Source organism: Rhodococcus sp. MT28, assembly GCF_058792695.1.
Map to the genome: position 1 here is coordinate 1653328 of NZ_JBXAFD010000001.1, position 15108 is coordinate 1668435.

9 protein-coding genes are annotated in these 15108 nt (G+C 62.9%); all 9 read left to right on the top strand.

Annotated features, from left to right (window positions below; all coding sequences use genetic code 11):
• Window positions 1-597, top strand: coding sequence for a hypothetical protein (locus AC1Q6C_RS07970; RefSeq protein ID WP_204855254.1), 597 nt, complete (start codon window positions 1-3; stop codon window positions 595-597).
• An 84-nt stretch (window positions 598-681) separates the two neighbouring features.
• Window positions 682-1296: a TetR/AcrR family transcriptional regulator gene (locus AC1Q6C_RS07975; RefSeq protein ID WP_030536169.1), complete on the top strand. Its 615-nt coding sequence runs from the start codon at window positions 682-684 to the stop codon at window positions 1294-1296.
• A gap of 15 nt (window positions 1297-1311) precedes the next feature.
• On the top strand, window positions 1312-2172 hold the full coding sequence (locus AC1Q6C_RS07980) for a 3-hydroxyacyl-CoA dehydrogenase (RefSeq protein WP_030536170.1): 861 nt from the start codon (window positions 1312-1314) through the stop codon (window positions 2170-2172).
• 184 nt (window positions 2173-2356) lie between these two features.
• Complete coding sequence (locus AC1Q6C_RS07985) at window positions 2357-3400, top strand: ParB/Srx family N-terminal domain-containing protein (RefSeq protein ID WP_003942919.1); 1044 nt, start codon at window positions 2357-2359, stop codon at window positions 3398-3400.
• A 182-nt stretch (window positions 3401-3582) separates the two neighbouring features.
• Complete coding sequence (locus AC1Q6C_RS07990) at window positions 3583-9051, top strand: glutamate synthase-related protein (RefSeq protein WP_492666494.1); 5469 nt, start codon at window positions 3583-3585, stop codon at window positions 9049-9051.
• Between the two features lie 31 nt (window positions 9052-9082).
• Window positions 9083-10855 (top strand): sulfite reductase subunit alpha, encoded by a 1773-nt coding sequence (locus AC1Q6C_RS07995; RefSeq protein ID WP_492666495.1) that lies wholly within the window; start codon window positions 9083-9085, stop codon window positions 10853-10855.
• A gap of 126 nt (window positions 10856-10981) precedes the next feature.
• Window positions 10982-11794, top strand: a complete 813-nt coding sequence (locus AC1Q6C_RS08000; RefSeq protein WP_492666496.1) for a ChuX/HutX family heme-like substrate-binding protein — start codon at window positions 10982-10984, stop codon at window positions 11792-11794.
• 129 nt (window positions 11795-11923) lie between these two features.
• Window positions 11924-13555, top strand: a complete 1632-nt coding sequence (locus tag AC1Q6C_RS08005; RefSeq protein ID WP_030536175.1) for an ATP-binding cassette domain-containing protein — start codon at window positions 11924-11926, stop codon at window positions 13553-13555.
• Window positions 13555-15102: an ATP-binding cassette domain-containing protein gene (locus tag AC1Q6C_RS08010; RefSeq protein ID WP_125052298.1), complete on the top strand. Its 1548-nt coding sequence runs from the start codon at window positions 13555-13557 to the stop codon at window positions 15100-15102. The genes AC1Q6C_RS08005 and AC1Q6C_RS08010 overlap by 1 nt, the downstream gene beginning before the upstream one ends.
• Window positions 15103-15108 lie beyond the last annotated feature (6 nt).

Sequence of the window (15108 nt, forward strand, 5' to 3'; positions counted from 1 at the left end):
ATGGGTTTTCTCTTCGAGGTTCTCGATTTTCCCGAAGGCAGTCGGATGACCGATCTGTGGAACAACACATGGGCTGAGCCGGCAATGGGCGAGGAGATTGCCTCCGGCCACTTCATTCATCTGGGCGACGATCAACACGTCGACGTGGAGACCGATTTTCTCAGTAGCCACTTACCGTTCAACGTGGCAGGCTTCGGTGGAGTCTTTCCCGACGGCAAACCTTGGATGTTCGTCATGCAGAAGGCGCCGGCGGACCTCGCGACCAGGCTTCGCGGCGAGGACGATCCGCACTCACTTCTGCGCGGATCACTCGACCGCGCCATGTCTTTCAACCCCGATGCATTGGTGGCCGAGGAATTGTCCTGGAGGCACGCCGATCTGGTGAAGGTGTACGAGGAAGAGGGCATCCCAGCAGCATCCATCGCCGGCTGGTCGGCCGCGGACCTCCTGCGCGGCCTCTTGGCGCAGTGTTGCAATGCCGAACTTGCCACCGTCGTCGCCGGATACCCCGAATGTGCCTACCCCGAATCGGCGCATGCGTGCGAAGCGGACGTGTTCTCAGACGTGTTCGCCGGTTGGGTCAGCGGACTGCGGTGATGTGACGGAGGAGACTCCACCCTCCCGATATTTCGGAGTAGACTCATTTATGAGCGTGATCCGAAATGGAACGAGGTGAGCGGGATGACGAAGCCGGACCAAGAGCTGGGCCGTCGCGAACGCAACAAACTCGAGAAGCAGACACGCATCTTCGACGCCGCTGCCGAACTGTTCGCGGAAAAGGGCTACAGCGCAGTCACAACTCAAGAAATTGCCGACCGCGCCGATGTAGCCGGCGGCACTCTCTTTCGTTACGCCGCAAGCAAAGCCGAGTTGCTGCTCATGGTGTACAACGCGGAATACCGCAAGCAGATCGAATTGGGAGAAGAGCGTGAAGCCAAGTCGACCGGCACAGAAGATCGTGTGCTCGAGCTGGTTTCACCCCTGCTGATCGCAAGTCGCCGAAACGACGAGAACACCGGCATCTACCAACGCGAGGTGTTGTTCGGTGAGCCCAGCGAGTGTTTCCGGGCCGAAGGCCTGGAACTCTCGCAGCGCCTGCAAACGCGGATTGCGCAAATCTTGCACGAGGCACACCCCAACCACACCACCCGAACCACCACTGCAGCGCGAACGATTTCCAACGTGCTGCACTTCGAAATAGCCCGCGCGGCATTGGACCGGATCACGGCTGACGAACTCACGAACATCGTTGCCGCACAGGTCCGATTGACGCTTGCCGGACTACCCACCGAATAGGATTGAGGATCGAAAATGACTGAACTGAAGCAGATCACCGTTCTGGGTACCGGAGTTCTCGGCTCACAGATCGCCTATCAGACCGCCTATCACGGCTTCGACGTCGTCGCGTACGACATCAACGCCGAGGTCATCGAAAAGGCCAAGGCTCGGTTCGACTCGTTGGCCGCGGCCTACAAGGCCGAGAACGTCGAGGGTGCCAAGGAAGGCAAGGCTGACGAAGCGCTGCAACGTATTACGTACTCGTACGATCTAGGCGAAGCCGTCGCCAAGGCCGACCTGGTCATCGAGGCAATTCCCGAGGACATCGCCATCAAGCGCGACACCTACGAGAAGCTTGCCACGGTTGCTCCTGAGCACACGGTGTTCGCTACCAACTCCTCGACGCTGCTGCCGAGCGATCTCAAGGAGTTCACCGGCCGCCCCGAGAAGTTCCTCGCACTGCACTTCGCAAATCACGTGTGGGTCAACAACACTGCCGAGGTCATGGGCACCGAGTCCACCGACCCCGCCGTGTACCGCGAGGTCGTCGAGTTCGCGAAGAACATCGGCATGGTGCCGATCGAACTCAAGAAGGAGAAGGCGGGCTACGTACTCAACTCGCTCCTGGTCCCGCTCCTCAACGCAGCATCCGACCTGCTGATCGACGGCATCGCCGATCCCGACATGGTCGACAAGACGTGGCGTATCGGCACCGGAGCCCCGTTCGGCCCCTTCCAGATCATGGACGTCGTCGGGTTGACCACCGTCTACAACATCTCCTCCCAGGGCGGCGAGAAGCAGCGCGAATTCGCCGACTACATCAAGAAGAACTACATCGATGAAGGCAAGCTCGGCGTCGCTGTCGGCGAGGGCTTCTACAACTACAAGGGCTGATCAACTGCAAGGCTGATCAACTGCAGGGCTGATCAACCAACCGGCTCACCGCGCGGTGGTTACGACGTGAATTCACGTGGTAGCCACCGCGCGGACGTCTGTTGTCAGTAAGTCCGAAACCACCCTGAGCGATTGTGACGCAAGCTTCTTCACGTGCGAACCCATCATCAGGAGAGATCCCCACATGCGTCGTTCCGCCATCTCGGCACTCACAACACTGGCACTGCTCGGCGCCGGAACATTGGTCAGCACTCCCGCTGTCGCCGCTCCCCTCGCGTGTGGCGGAATCTCCACCGGTTCGTTCTCAGGCTCCGCCGGCGGATCGGAGTACCTGTGCGCCAAGGAAGGTGATCTCCTGGACGTGCGCATCGGCGACGTTCACGCGACACAACCGTCCCTCGGCTACGACGAGGTGTACTACAAGCTCGGGCGATACACGCTCGGAAAAGACACGATCAACAAGAAGTTCGACGACTGGTGTGAGGCGAACGGCCAGATCCAGGCCGCGACCGCTACTGCGGCGTCGACGCTGAAGGACCCGTCGTCCTTCACCTGCCAGCTCCCGGTGGGTCAGGAAACCGCGGAGAGCATCGCGCCCATGAAGACCGTGGTCGTCGGTCCCCGCGGCGATCTCTATCTAACCGACGGTCACCACACCCTCACGTCCTTCATCGAGACGGCCGACGGCGGTCCCGACCTTCACGTGCGACTGCGGGTTCTCGGCAACCTCAGCGGCTTGAGTGAAGGTGCCTTCTGGACCGAGATGGAGAAGAACAAGTGGGTCTGGTCGCGTGACGTCGACGGAAACCAGGTACCGGTCCAGGCTCTGCCGAAGAGCGTCGGCCTGGCCAACTTCGCCGACGACAAGTACCGCAGCTTGATGTACTTCTCCCGCGACATCGGATTCGCCGCAGGCACGATTCCGTTCCAGGAGTTCTACTGGGGCGCCTGGGTCCGCGACACCGCGCCCGTCGACCTCACCAACTGGAATCGCGATGATCTCTCCAGCTACCTGGGCACCGTGAAGTCGGTGACCAAAGCACAGACAGCGTTGACGGGCGATGCCGTCGTCGACAGCGGATTCACTGCCACCGATCTTGGCGTCCTGTCGGCCTGGAACGACGGCAAAGCCGAGTCCAAGGGCGAGTTCGCAAAGCTGTCCAAGCCGTACACAGACGACAAGCCGGGCAAGATCGCCTACGCACTTGCCTACAAAGCAACCCTCTGACCTGCTCAGATCCAAGTCACACCAAGTAGACTTGACTAAGGTAAGCCTCTACTCAGTAGTCTGATCCCATTCGGGTGCCGCTTCATCGAAGCAGCGACGCCCTGCCCTGACGGAATACATGCCGTCGTATCTGCCCGGTCGAACGATCTCCGGGCAACCAGGACAGGGAGAAGGTTGCTGCAGTGAGCACGTCCATCGTCGGTTTGTACGACCCCTCAGATGACAAGAGCAGTTGCGGGGTCGGGTTCATCACGCGCAAGGACGGCGTGCAGACCCACGATGTCCTGATCAAGGGGCGAGAAGCACTCTGCTCGGTACCGCACCGCGGCGGTATGTCTTCCGAGGGCGTCGGCGACGGCGGCGGTGTCTCGGTTGACCTCTCCCTCCGGTTCTTCCGCAAGGTCACCGGGCGCTCAGATCTCCGCGCCGGCCGCTTCTGCGTCGGCAACTTCTTCCTTCCGGACGACGATGCTCAGCATGCTCGTGCAGCCGCTCTGGTGGAACGCGAACTTCTGGACCGAGGCTTCACCACCCTCGCTGTGCGCAACGTGCCGGTCGACGACTCGGCGATTCGGCCGGCAGCCATCGCGCATCAGCTTCCGATCCGGCAGTGGATTTTCGAGGTCCCCACTCCGCGTCCCGAGCCTGCGGTAGTCGATCGCCTCGTGCACGAAGCTCTGCTCGCCATCGAAGCCATCGCGTACAACACCCCTGCACTACGCGGGTTGTACCCACTCTCGCTCAGCGCGAGGACTCAGGTTCTCAAGGGCCGCTTGAACTCCGACGAAGTGATCCCGTACTTCCGCGACCTGGTCGACCCCGATCACGCTGTCCACACGATGTACTTCCACACGCGGTTCTCGACCAACACGGACCCGCATCCCACGATGGCGCAGCCGTTCCGATTCATGGCTCACAACGGAGAACTGAACACCGACAAGAAGAATCGGCTCTCCGAAGCAGCGGTGGCAAGCGCAAAACGACGTGCGATCGTCCGTCCGCCCGGCCAGTCCGACAGTTGCCGACTCGATCAGACCCTGGAAGCACGCGTCATCGAGGACAGTGTCGACCTGGTGACGGCTGTGGTCTCGATGATGCCGCCTGCCTGGGAAAACGACACCACCCTCTCCCCCGCAGTGCGTGCGATGTTCGAGTACTTCTCGCTGTACGAGGAGAAGAACGACGGACCGGCAGCGCTGGTGTTCGGCGACGGCACCATCATCGGTGCGCGCCTGGATCGCCTCGGTCTGCGTCCACTACGCACGATCGAGACACACGACTACGTGTGCGCATTCTCCGAAGCCGGACAGATCGCGTTCGCGCCTGAGACGGTGATTCACCGTGGCCGCGTCGAGGCCGGCGGAATGTTGTACTTCGATCATCGAGACCGCCATACCTACACTGCCCGCGAAGCTCTGGAAAAGATTGCCGCTCAGCGCGACTACCAGTCGTTGCTGGAGCAATCGCGAATCCTGATCGAAGACATTCCCACCGTGCCAGCGGAGAAGGTCAGCTCCCCGACCCGCTACAACGGCACCTTCGAGGTTCATCAGCGCTACATGGCGTACTCCCTGGATCAGGAAAGTTTCAAATTCCTGATGGATCCGATGCTCACGCACGGAGCCGAAAAGGTCTCCGCCATGGGTTACGGCAACGCCATCAACGCATTCAGCGACCGCGAAGGCGGCGTGGCTCGTTACTTTTCGCAGCGATTCGCCCAGGTAACCAACCCTCCCCTCGACAGCATCCGGGAAGCGGACGGTATGACTCTCAGGGTCGCATTGGGTGCGAAGATGTCTCCCGGACAGGGCAAGCAGATCGTCATCGCCTCGCCGATCCTCGGGCACCTGGACATGCTCAAGATCCGCGAACAGAACCACACTCCGCACCGCCGCTTCGAAATGCTCTACCCCGCCGAGGGCGACGCGCAGGCAATGGTCGACGCGATGACCGCGCTCGGCGATGCTGTTGTAGCCTTCGCGGCCGAACAGGGCGGAATCGCGGTCCTGACCGACCGCCACGTATCTCACGAGCGCGCAACACTTCCCGCGATCATGGTCGTCGGAGCATTGAACCAGCGCCTCATCGACGCGGGCCTGCGATTGCGCGTCTCTCTCATCGTGGAGAGCGGCCAGATCGAGTCCTCACACCACGTTGCGGCCGCACTCGGTTTCGGTGCTTCCGCGGTCTACCCGCTGTCCGTTCAGTTGCGAGCCGAGGAGAAGTTCGCCGCTGACCCGGATGCCGCGTTCCGACGCTTCGCGAAGGCCGCCGAGAAGTCCCTCATGAAGACGATGGGGCGCGTCGGACTGTGCACCGTCGAGAGCTACATCGGTGGAGAATTCTTCGAACCCAACTTCCTCGACACTTCCGACCCTGTTCTGCGCCAGTGGTTCCCCAACATGAAGTCACCGGTGGGTGGCGTCTGTTTCGACACCGTCGCGGTGACCTCGAAACAGTGGCACGAGCGTGCGAGCGAAGTCGGGGGCGAGAAGGATCTGCCACTGCTCGGCCTGTTCAAGGAGCGTGCAGACGGCGCAGGGCATTCGTTCGGTACCACCGCGGTCCGTAAGTACGTCGAACTCACCGAGGAGAAGATCGCGTTCGACAGTCCCTCCGGAACAGAACAATTCGAGGCTCTACGTCTACTGCCGCTCGGACGGCTCGACGACGCCTTCCGCCTCGACGCCGGGGCATACCGGGCGACGAGCTTCGACCGGTTGACCACCGAGCAGATCGACGACTTCGACATCACCGCCGGGTACCGGGACTTTTCCACTGTCATGGCTGCGGAACGATCGCGTCGTCCCGCCGCGTTGCGCGATGTCATCTCCGTGCCCGGTGATGTCACATTTGCGGTGACGACAGCCGAGTTCACCGACCAGATCAGCCGATTCTCGGTGCGCGGCAATAAGACGATCGTGATGCGTGGAATCCGGTGTGAATCTGCCGCGGACGGCCGGTACACACTTAGCCTGGACGGTCCACTGGCCGACGACACCGCTCGGGTGGTAGCACTCGGCGATGCTCTTTCCGTCGCCTTTGCCGACGACGTCACCATCGAGGCCACCGACCCGGATCTGGTGCTGAATGCAACCGGTATTGCGGCAGAGTTCCTGTCCAAGCTGAGGGTCGCACCGGCAGGTGTACCTCTCTCCGAGGTACAGAGTGCAAGCGACATCACCCCGAAGTTGGCGTCGGGTGCCATGAGCCATGGCGCACTGAACGCTCCGGCGCACGAAGCCGTCGCGCACGGCACGAACATGGTCGGTGCGATGTCCAACAGCGGCGAAGGCGGCGAACACCTTTCGCGCTACGACACGATTCGTGCATCGCGCATCAAGCAGTTTGCATCCGGACGCTTCGGAATCTGGGCGGGCTACCTCGCCGATCCGATGCTCGAAGAGATCGAGATCAAACTCGGCCAAGGCGCAAAACCCGGTGAGGGCGGGCAGCTTCCGGCCGCCAAGGTCACCGTCGACATCGCTGCCGCCCGCGGCGGAACGCCCGGCGTCGAACTGGTTTCGCCGCCGCCTCACCACGACACGTACTCCATCGAGGACCTCGCTCAGCTCATCCACGACTGCAAGGCAGCTCGCATTCGGGTGATCGTGAAGTTGGTGTCCTCGGAAGGAATCGGCACCATCGCCGTCGGTGTCGCCAAGGCCGGCGCCGACGTCATCAACGTCGCCGGAAATACCGGTGGCACCGGCGCCGCTTCGGTGACCAGCCTCAAGTACGCGGGCCGTGCGGCCGAGGTCGGTATCGCGGAGGTCCATCAAGCTCTGTGTGCCAACGGCCTTCGCCAGAAAGTCGTTCTGCGATGCTCGGGCGCGCATCAGACCGGCAGCGACATCATCACTTCCGCCCTACTCGGCGCAGACAGCTTCGAGTTCGGTACGTCGGCGCTGATGATGATGGGCTGCGTCATGGCCAAGAACTGCAACATCAAGTGCCCCGCCGGTCTGACCACCAACCCGGAACTGTTCGACGGCGATCCCCGCGCGATGGCGCAGTACCTTCTCAACATCGCTCACGAAACTCGGGAACTGCTCGCGAATCTGGGAATGCGGTCCCTTCAGGAAGCGCGGGGTCGAACGGATCTCCTGCATCTGCTCGATCACCCGTCTATTGTCGGCAATCTGAAGCTGGACGCGATGTTCGAGACCGCTCCGAACATCACCATCGACAATCCTGTGTACCTCGAACGTGAGTACGCGCTCGACGAGAAGATCATGGACGAGGTTCGCACGGTGTTCTTCAACCGTGGCGAGGCCTCGGTCGCCGTGTCCGGACCTGAATTCGCCGAAGGTGCACTGCACCTGGGTAACCGGAACAAGAGCGTCGGTGGTCAGTTGGCGATCGACCTCGAACGTGAACTCAACTACGGAGCGGCCGGGCTTCTCGCTCCGGGAGTACTGACCGACGAGCGCGGGCGACGGTATCTGGCTCCAGGCAGCGTGCGCGTCCTGACGACTGGATCTGCGGGCCTCTCGTTCGGCGCATTCTGCAATGACGGCATGCACCTGGAGCACACCGGGACGTGCAACGACGGTGTGGGAAAGAGTATGAGCGGCGGAGTGATTGCCGTGCGCAGCCCAGGCGGCGGCTCCAGTGACGCCGGTGGAAACGTGTTGATCGGCAACTTCGCACTCTTCGGCGCCACCGGTGGACGAGTGTTCGTCGAAGGTGAAGCAGGCGATCGCTTCGCAGTTCGTAACTCCGGCGCCAGTGCTGTCGTAGAAGGTGTCGGAGACTTCGCCGGCGAGTACATGACCAACGGTGCTGTCGTGAATCTCGGCGAGTTCGGCAAGGGTGTCGGCAACGGCATGAGCGGCGGGTTCTTCTACCAGTACGACCCTCGCGGCGAACTGGCACTGCGAGCAAGTGCCGATTCCGTACTGCTGGGTTCGATCACCGCTGCGACCGACCCTCTTGCCGCCGTCCACAACCACGCAGTGCAACTCCTACTCGAACTGCACGTGGAGGCAACGGGATCCGCGCTCGGAACCCGACTGCTCGAGAACTGGGAAGTCGAACAGCACTCGTTCGCCTACGCGATGCCCAAGTCACTGATGCTCTACCAGGACAGTGATGCAATCCTGGCTGCGAAGTCGCACAAAGAGCTTCTCGAAGAATTGGCGTCCGCCATCGCAGCACGTCAGGTCCGCACCTTCAAACTCGCAGTGCGCGACGGGCGCCCTGCACTGAACGGAGCAGTCCCTGCCTACGGCGAGACCGATACGGCGACGATGTATGCGCTGCTCAGTGAGTACACCGTGCTTCACTTCGCGCAACAACTCGCCACCGCCCGCACGCCGGGTGCGTCCGGACCCGACGATCCAGCAGTGCAGAAGGCGGCCCGAAACCTGGTGCTGACCGAGGACTTCGCCCTCGTCCAGCACTTGGTCAAGTACTCGAAAGAGATTCTCGCCGGCTACGACGACGAACAGTTGGCTGCGTTGATTGCAGCCAAGCGCGTCGACGACTACAAACAGGCGCTGAGCCTGCGCAACGTGTTGGCCATGGACAGCCCGGCGACGTACGGGTGGATTCTGTTTCAAGACAACAAGAATCGGGACAAGCTCGGATCACTGCCGAACTTCGACGAACTGTTCGCTTCGCGCACGATCCCCGACCTGGTGTCCTGACCTCCTACCCCGAACGTAGGTGAGCTTCAAAATGGAAATCCCGTACATCCCCGAATACGCACCGTTCACCGGCGACCAACGCGCGTGGCTTTCCGGATTCCTGGCCGGTCTACACTCACGAACTGTCATGCCCGGTCAAACCGGTGCTGCAACAGCGACAGTGGAGAGAACTGCCGGCGCAGCAGTGCACATCCTCTACGGAAGCCAGACCGGCAACGCGGAGTCCGTGGCCGAAGACGCGGCCGCAGCTGCTCGTGCCCACGGTCTCGAACCACTTGTCGCGAGTCTGGACACCGTGGATATCAATGCACTTTCCGCCATGCGCCGGGTGCTCGTCATCACCTCCACCTACGGCGAGGGCGAGATGCCCGACAACGCGCAGTTGTTCTGGGATGCAGTCGAATCCGAGAGTGCGCCCCGGCTGGAGGGTCTCTACTTCGGCGTGCTCGCACTCGGTGACACCAGCTACGACGGGTACTGCCAGTCGGGCAAGAACATCGACGCCCGCTTCGAAGCGCTCGGTGGGACCCGGGTGGTCGACCGCACCGATTGCGACGTCGACTACGAGGATCCGGCGGCCGAGTGGATCGTTCGGGCCGTCACTGCGGTGGCCGGTGTCGACGGTGATGCGGGGGCCGCTGCCTCGCCGGTTGCGCCCGCTCAGACGAAGACCAAGTCCCAGTGGACTCGCAAGAACCCCTATCCTGCAACCGTCCTCGCCAACCGGCTGTTGTCCGGCGAGGACTCAGCCAAGGAAGTCCGCCACTTCACCTTTGCGCTCGGCGAGGACGGTCTGGACTACGAGGCCGGAGATGGATTGGGCATCCGCCCGATCAACGACCCCGCTCTGGTCGAGGCGATCATCCTTCAACTCGGTGCGAGCAGTGACTACGTCGTCACCGCGAAGGACGGCTCGTCCGCACCGTTGGACCAGGTGTTGACCAGCGACTACGAGATCTCGATTCCCTCGCGCGATTTGATCGAAGACATCGCCCGACGCAGCGGCGACGCCGAACTGCGGCACATTCTCGACACGGAAGATCGGGAAGCGCTCGATGCGTGGCTGTGGGGCAAGGACGTTCTCGATCTCCTGCAGTTGGACAACAGCATTCGATTGAATCCCGAGGATCTGCTTGCACTTCTGCGCCCGCTGCAACATCGGGTCTATTCGATCTCCTCCAGCCCGCTGGCCCACGACGGCACCGTCCATCTGACGGTAGCGAGTGTGCGCTACCGCTCGGGCGAGCGGGACCGCGGCGGCGTCTGCTCGACGTACCTGGCGGACCGCGTCGGCGAGGGAGATCGGGTCGGAGTTTTTGTCTCCAAGAACAATTCGTTCCGCCTACCTGCCGATGACACTACTCCCGTCGTGATGATCGGACCCGGCACCGGTATCGCACCCTTCCGCGCTTTCCTGCACGAGCGTCGCGCGCGCAACGCGTCGGGGCAGAATTGGCTCTTCTTCGGCGATCAGCATCAGTCGAGCGACTTCATCTACGAGGACGAGTTGAACGGGCTGACCCGTGACGGTGTCCTGACTCGCCTCGATCTGGCCTTCTCGCGCGATCAGTCCGAGAAGATCTACGTCCAGACTCGTATGCGCGAGCAGGGCCGAGACTTGTTCGACTGGCTCGAAAACGGTGCGCACGTGTACGTCTGCGGCGACGCCACTCGGATGGCAAAGGACGTCGACGACGCATTGCACGAGGTCGTCGCCGAGCACGGTGGGTTGGATGCGGACGCCGCCGAGGATTACGTCAACAACCTCAAACGATCGAAGCGGTACCTAAGGGATGTCTACTGAGATGTGCCCGCACCGTGACGAATGTCGTTGCGCAGCTTTGGCACGCATGTCGGACCTGGACGCACTGCTTGCGCGTCCAGGATTCCGCGGCGGACTGATCGACACCGCACTGAGGTAGTCGGCAAAATGCTGCCACTCTTGGACGACGCCGTAGCAATCACCGTTGCAGGTCCGGTGGCTGTCAACGACTCGGGCAAGTACTCCGTTCCGACATTTCCCGGCGATCCGTTGGTCTGCGCGCCCGGGCTCGTCTCTCTACGTTTGAACGTTGCCTCCCTCGGCTCGGTGGTGACCACTGAAGCAGGGCAGCACCTACCGCCGACGCTCCGCATGTTCGACATCCACGGATCAAGTTCACACACCACGTATTTGACCCCGGCCTCGGATCGTCTCGCCTTCGAAGCGATGCGAACTGCGCCGAGCACTGCGAGGGAAACAAGCCCTCCCATCCAGACATCGAATACGCCCGCATTCTGGGCCGAAGCCGATCAGCTGACACAGCTCGACTTCATCCTCGCGGACGGCGGCAGCGAACGTCGTAGCGGCCTGGTCGCTCTGGGCGCCCTCGGTTACCGGCGAGTCGATCCTCACCTCATGGCTGCCGGGATGGAGCACCTGTCCTACCACCAACTGCCCGTCACGACCGTCGTCGCCGGGAACGGATGCCTGCAGATCCACCGTGGTGACCTCGACGCCGCAGCCATGTTCGGGGGGACGCTGACTTTGGCGTCCGACACCTGCCGGACGATGATCGACCTGAATGGTGTCTCGGAGTGCTGGCTGACCCGCACCCACGGCGTTCACGGCCTGACCAGCTCGATCGAGATGTACGACTTCCGCCGCAAATGCGTGGCAGTCTTCACCCAAACGGGTCCAACCGAACCCGCAGTCATGGGCGTGTGGGAAGACGTCATGAGTTCCATCTCGGCCGCATCCTGACACCGACGGATGCTGGGCAAGTGTAAGAAATCGGCGTACGGCGATAACCACATGGAGCCATCGACCCCTAACCTTAGGTCTCGGTCATTTGTCGTGCCTGCACTCTGACGCTGATTCAAGGAGTTATCCATGCCCCGCCCTCTCGTCGAACCGTCGCTGGTCCCGGCCTTGCGCCCGGCGCTGCCTGCATTGGCTGCCGGGGTCGTCGCGGCCGCAGCGTCGGGGGTCGCGATGCTCGGGGCGCTCTGGTGCGTCGTGCAACTCATCGGTGAACCGTCGATGAGCTGGGCCGGGTGGGCATGTGCGCTATGGCTCGTGGGCGTCGCGCTCGCTGCCACATCGTCGTGGCTCTCGCACCACGCGGAATCGCTTTTCGAGGCAAGGGTTCGCCGCCAACTCGCAGCCCACCTCGTTCGCCTACCGGCAAGCACGCTGTCCCGCTACAGCGGAGACGCGCTGAGGAGGCTCGTTTCGGACGACATCTCGGCGCTGCACCATATGACTGCGCACCTACCGGCCGAGTTCGCCACACTCATCGTGGTCCCCGCGGTCACGATCGCGGCGTTGGTTGCCTCAGCCGGCCCCGTGGCGCTTCTCGCTCTGGCTCCCGGCATCGTGGCAGCTCTGTTCTACCTGGTCGTGATCCCCCGAATGGCCGCTCGGCACAGCGCCGAAAGTGCAGATGTCATGGGCGACATCGTGACTGCCGTGGACGACTATGCCCGCGGCATCCGCGTCTGCCGGATCTACGGCGCGCAGACCGGCGCTGCCGCCGACTATGCAGAATCGACAGCACGGTTCACCCGGGGAATGCAGGAGCGCGTTCGACTCGTGGCTACCCCTGCGGCCGTCGCCGTTGCCCTCATGCAGGCGACAGCGACGTTCGCGATCGCCTATGCCGTCGGATTTCACTGGGATGCAACGACGTTGGCCGCCACCATTCTCTTCAGCCTCGCAATCGTGACACCGGCCCTGCGACTCGGGCACGGCCTCGACTACGTCGCGGCTGGACGCTCTGCTGCGGTCCGGCTCGCCACTGCCCTGAACGAACCCACTCTCCCTGCCGGTGAAGCACTCACCGTTCCGGCGGCGAGTCCCTCCGACCACCTGGAGATCGTCGACCTGACTGTCACGATCACGGACCGCAGAGTCGTCGACGGCGTCACGCATGCATTCCGCCCAGCCGCGATCACTGCGATCACGGGACCGAGTGGAGCGGGCAAGTCGACGCTCCTGAAAGCATTGGCCGGCTTCGAGATCCCGGAACTGGGTACCGTCCGCTACGCAGGTCGTAGCATCACCGCGATCGACGAGAACCTGCGGCCACCGTCCGTTCTGCTCACACCCCAGGGCGCAGACGTGTTACCTGCCACGGTGCGCGAGAACATCGCGCTGGCCGCCCCCGATGCAACGGACGCGGAATACACCGCCGCACTACGCCGGGCACAGATCGACGTCAGCCTCGACGCCCACGCAGCTTCACTCTCCGGCGGAGAACGTCAGCGAGTCGGGATCGCTCGGGTGTTCCTCTCGCCCGCAGCAGTACTGCTGCTCGACGAGCCGACCAGTGCACTCGACGATCGGACAGCGGCAGAACTGCTGAAAGAATTGCGGTACCTCGCGCACGACGAAGGAAAGACGGTCGTGATCGTCACCCACGACCCCGCTCTTGCAGACGATGCCGACGATCGACTCGACCTCGGCGGTCGAAACGTGAACGACGCCGCGTCGCACAATGCAGCCCTGACTGGAGCCGAATAATGAACAGCGCCAATGCAGTCCGACGACGCTTGATCACCATCGGACTCGGTTGGGTGTCCGTCGCTGTCCTCGAAGCGATCGCGTACACCACCCTCGCGCTCTCGATCGCTGATCACCGGTCGCCGGTTCTCGTCCTGGCCACGGCCACCATTGCTCTCTTCGTGACCGTCCTGGTCTCGCGGGGCGGTTACTTCACCGGGGCTCGACTCGTCGGCGATCTCTACGACGCTCTCGGCGATGCCTTCGCCCGTGCGAAACTGTCCTGGTTCACCGACGACAACCGGGCACTGCTCGCCACCGTCGCCGGGCGCGGAATCCCGTCGCTGATGAGTGTTCCCGCGCACCAACTTCAGACCTTCCTGGTTGCACCGCTGATCCCGCTGCTCCTGCTTCCTGGGATCGCGGTCGTCGCGGGGCCAGGTGTCATGCTGCTCGTCGGTGGACTGCTCGCCGTGTCGCTCGTCGCTCAGACGCTGGCCCAACGTGCGCTCAGCCGAGCGGACGAGCGTCGACACGAAGCCGAGCTCGCAGCAACTCAGTCGACGCTCGAGCTCACCGACCACCTCGAATTACTGCGTACGGCAGCCGGTCCCACACGTTCCGTCGAACGAATCGAGCGAAGCTGGCGGAATCAGGAAGCCGCGCTTGCACGGACAAATCTCGCCGCGGCACCAGCGACATTCATCTCGGCGATCGCCACCATTGTGCCGCTGGCAGGTGCAGTGATTTTCCTCGCCGCCACCGGATTCGACGATCCCGCAGCCGCTCTCGCGCTTGTCATCCTCACCGCCCGCGCCGCTGCGCCGCTCGACGAACTCGCCCTGGCCGGAATCGGAGTCAACGAGCTGCGCGCAACGGTTCGCGACTACCGCACAGCGACTTCGGCTCCCGCACTGGCCGAGCCCGCACCCCGGGACGCCGCGCGCCCTGTTGGAACTGACATCGAGGTCGCCGGGGTAGACCACGCTCCGGTTCTGCGCGGCATCACCGCGAAGATCCCCGCGGGTGAGCGAGTTCTCGTCGCAGGACGCTCGGGTACGGGGAAAAGCACACTTCTCGGGCTGCTCATGCGCTTCGACGATCCTGACCAAGGCAGCGTCACTCTGGGCGGAGTTTCATTGCGCGACTTGCCCTACGACGCTCTGGCGGCACATATCGGCTACGTGCCGCAGGACCCACTCGTGTTCTCGGGCACCCTCGGGGAGAACATCGGACTTGGAAGACCGGGCGCTACCGAAACCGAGATCGAGGACGCCGCAAGGCGCGCTGCCCTCGGCGCCGTTCTCGACCGCTCGACGCTCGGCATTCATCAGGACATCGGACACCAGGGTGCCGCTCTCTCCGGCGGCGAACGTCAGCGGGTGGCGATCGCTCGCGCCTTCCTCAAAGACGCTCCCGTCCTGGTTCTCGACGAAGCCACCTCGGCCCTCGACGAGGCCACCGAGCGCCGTATCGCCGGCGCCGTGCGGGAATTGGCGGCCACCGTCTTCGTCGTCACCCACCGCGACCCCGCCATCTGGGAGCCCACCCGCACGATCACCCTCTGACATCGC

What these genes read in the sequence shown, in the direction of transcription:
- AC1Q6C_RS07970 (WP_204855254.1), top strand. Translation starts at nt 1, where the DNA reads ATGGGTTTTCTCTTCGAGGTTCTCGATTTTCCCGAAGGCAGTCGGATG.
- AC1Q6C_RS07975 (WP_030536169.1), top strand. Translation starts at nt 682, where the DNA reads ATGACGAAGCCGGACCAAGAGCTGGGCCGTCGCGAACGCAACAAACTC.
- AC1Q6C_RS07980 (WP_030536170.1), top strand. Translation starts at nt 1,312, where the DNA reads ATGACTGAACTGAAGCAGATCACCGTTCTGGGTACCGGAGTTCTCGGC.
- AC1Q6C_RS07985 (WP_003942919.1), top strand. Translation starts at nt 2,357, where the DNA reads ATGCGTCGTTCCGCCATCTCGGCACTCACAACACTGGCACTGCTCGGC.
- AC1Q6C_RS07995 (WP_492666495.1), top strand. Translation starts at nt 9,083, where the DNA reads ATGGAAATCCCGTACATCCCCGAATACGCACCGTTCACCGGCGACCAA.
- AC1Q6C_RS08000 (WP_492666496.1), top strand. Translation starts at nt 10,982, where the DNA reads ATGCTGCCACTCTTGGACGACGCCGTAGCAATCACCGTTGCAGGTCCG.
- AC1Q6C_RS08005 (WP_030536175.1), top strand. Translation starts at nt 11,924, where the DNA reads ATGCCCCGCCCTCTCGTCGAACCGTCGCTGGTCCCGGCCTTGCGCCCG.
- AC1Q6C_RS08010 (WP_125052298.1), top strand. Translation starts at nt 13,555, where the DNA reads ATGAACAGCGCCAATGCAGTCCGACGACGCTTGATCACCATCGGACTC.